Origin of the sequence: Geodermatophilus siccatus, assembly GCF_900103785.1 — a bacterium.
Taxonomy (GTDB): domain Bacteria; phylum Actinomycetota; class Actinomycetes; order Mycobacteriales; family Geodermatophilaceae; genus Geodermatophilus; species Geodermatophilus siccatus.
In genome coordinates this window covers 1-2,475 of sequence record NZ_FNHE01000032.1, presented here as the reverse complement: position 1 = coordinate 2,475, position 2,475 = coordinate 1, and the positions used below count along the sequence as shown (strand labels likewise).

The window sequence follows — 2,475 nt, the reverse complement described above, 5'->3', positions numbered from 1 at the left end:
ACGCCCACGGCGGGGTCCTGGTCCCCTCCGAGCACCACATCGGGGAGTTCCACCACTGGCTGACCCAGCGCCTGGCCGACTGAGAAAACACCACCCTCCCCCCAGGCCTCCCGAGCCCTGCGCGGGCCCCTGGCGATCGGTACGGCGCTGCGGAGCCGTGTCGGTCACACGGCGAGGTAGCCGACGTCGGTGGGGACGACCAGGCCGTGGCGCTCGAGCCGCTCCAGGTGCAGGAGGGCGGTGCGGCGCTCGACCGCCTCGACGAACGGCAGCCGGACGTGCGGCCGGTACACCAGTCGGTGTGCGACGACGTCCGCCAGCGTTCGCGGCTGTCGGAGCAGGCGCAGCAGCGTCTCGTCCCTGCGGTGGATCACCGCGGCGAAGCGGTCCAGGGCATCGAGGAACGTCTGCCGGTCGTCGATGACGCCGACCTGGTGCGACGTCCCGTACCAGCGAGCCTCGACCTCCCGCAGACGCGTGATCGACGCCTCGAAGTCCTCCAGGCTGCTCGACAGGTCGCCGTAGTACGGGCCGAAGGACGTGAGGTCGATGTCCGCGAGGAACACGAAGCCGTCGGGCTCGACGAGCAGACCGCAGTGCCCCGCGGTGTGACCCGGCAGGTGCAGGACGGTCAGGGTCCGGCCACCGAGGTCCACCACGTCGCCGTCCTGGAACGTGCCGACGTCCGGGCGCTCGCTCAGGTGGAAGGTGTCGCGCAGCTGCTCCCGGAAGCCCCCGGCCTCGGACGGTCCCATCCCGAAGCCTGCGAGCAGGACCTCCGGGGAGCGGACGGGGCCGACCTCGGCGGGGTGGGCGAGGACCGGCAGGTCCGGGAACAGGTGCAGTCCCGCCAGGTGGTCCTCGTGGGCATGGCTGACGACCACCAGGTCCACGGCGTCCGGCACCCCGCCTCGCCGGTGGACCTCGATCGAGGGATCGACCAGCACGGTGCGGTCGGTCCCGCTGATCACCAGGGAGTTGCCTGACGGGTACCGGCCGCCCTCCGGCGAGGCGAGGAGCGTGACGCCTCCGTACTCCACATCGGGCCCGCGCATGCCGTCCTCCCCGGTCGTGCCGTCGGCTCGCCGACGGCGGCACACCTCGCTACCTCGGGTCCGCGTCGGACAGCCGAGCCAGCCACTCCCGCCGCCACGCCTCCGTCCTCGCCACCTCGTTGAACGTGAAGAAGTGGAAGCCCTGCAGGTTGTGCTCGGGCCGGCCGAGGGCGGGGACCAGGCGTTCGACGAGCCGGTCCGGCCGGTAGCCGTGCGGCAGGAAGAAGCGCCAGAACAGGCTGTGCTGCTTGCGCAGGAAGCGCGCCGACTGGCCGAGCCCGATCCCGGCCGAGATCCGCACCAGCTTCTGGCGCGTCACCGCGCCGGGCAGCCCGATCCGGATCGGCAGGTCGACGCCCCGCAGCCCGACCTGACGCGCCCAGGCCGTCGTCGTCCCGGCGTGGAAGCACAGCTGGGTGATGACGTGCGTCGCGTGCGGCGCCTTCCGCTCGAGGGCTCGTTCGATCAGCTCGGCGCTGATGTGCCCGTGCCCCTCGGGATAGCCGCCGATCCCCACCTGCCGGAAGTGGTGGCCGACGGTCTCCAGCTCCTCGAGCAGGGAGAGCGCGTCGGGGAACCTCCCCGCGGGCTCCGCGGCATCGCCCCCGATGACGAACACGCCGTCCACTCCGGCGGCGCGCAGACGGGCCACGACGTCGGCCAGGTGGGCCCGGTCCCGGACGAGGCGGGCGGCCAGGTGCGGGGTGGCCGTGAACCCGTGGCGGGACAGCCGCTCCGCCAGCTCGAGCGTCGGCGTCAGACCCTTGGCCTCGGTCACGGTCACGGTGAGGGGCACGGTCCGGGGGACGTGCTCGACGACCGACTCCTCGGCGCCCCGCAGCGGCAGGACCTCGTAGCTCGCCTCCCGCAGCGCCCGCTCCAACGCACCCGGAGATCGCCGCCGCGTCGGCCGGCCCCCGACCGTGGGCGGTGACCCTGTTCCCCTGGGCGCCCGGGGCCGGCCGGGGCTCTCAACGGACACGGCACGCCTCCGCGGCGATGGTCGTGTCGTCGCCGTGGCCGGTCCTGACGACCGTGTTCCCGGGCAGGGTCAGCAGACACGAGCGGATGGAGTCCAGGATGGTCGGCTCGTCGCTGTAGGAGCGGCCGGTGGCGCCGGGGCCGCCGCAGAACAGCGTGTCCCCGGTGAAGACGGTGTTCAGGTCGCGCGCGTACAGGGAGGTGCTGCCCGGGCTGTGGCCCGGGGTGTGCATCGAGAACAGGGACGTCCCGGCCACGGAGAACCGGGTGCAGTGACCGACGGGGTGATCGGGCAGTGCTCCCGGGTGGACGCGCTCCCAGAGCACGAGGTCGGCGGGGTTGAGCCAGATCGGCGCCCCGGTGGCCTCGCGCAGCGCCACGGCGGCGGTGATGTGGTCGTTGTGCCCGTGGGTGAGCACGATCGCGGTCACCCGCCGGC

3 protein-coding genes are annotated in these 2,475 nt (G+C 73.3%); all 3 read right to left on the bottom strand.

The annotated features are described in order from the left end of the window. Positions 1–164 precede the first annotated feature (164 nt). Positions 165–1,055 (bottom strand): MBL fold metallo-hydrolase, encoded by an 891-nt coding sequence (locus tag BLS21_RS24395; protein ID WP_091224506.1) that lies wholly within the window; start codon positions 1,053–1,055, stop codon positions 165–167. 49 nt (positions 1,056–1,104) lie between these two features. Next, positions 1,105–1,938, bottom strand: coding sequence for a methylenetetrahydrofolate reductase (locus tag BLS21_RS24390; RefSeq protein WP_245700759.1), 834 nt, complete (start codon positions 1,936–1,938; stop codon positions 1,105–1,107). A gap of 88 nt (positions 1,939–2,026) precedes the next feature. Beyond that, a partial coding sequence (locus tag BLS21_RS24385) for an MBL fold metallo-hydrolase (protein WP_139177302.1) occupies positions 2,027–2,475 on the bottom strand: 449 nt, incomplete at its 5' end.

Coding starts and splice junctions, on each gene's coding strand:
- BLS21_RS24395 (WP_091224506.1), bottom strand. CDS start 1,055: ATGCGCGGGCCCGATGTGGAGTACGGAGGCGTCACGCTCCTCGCCTCG.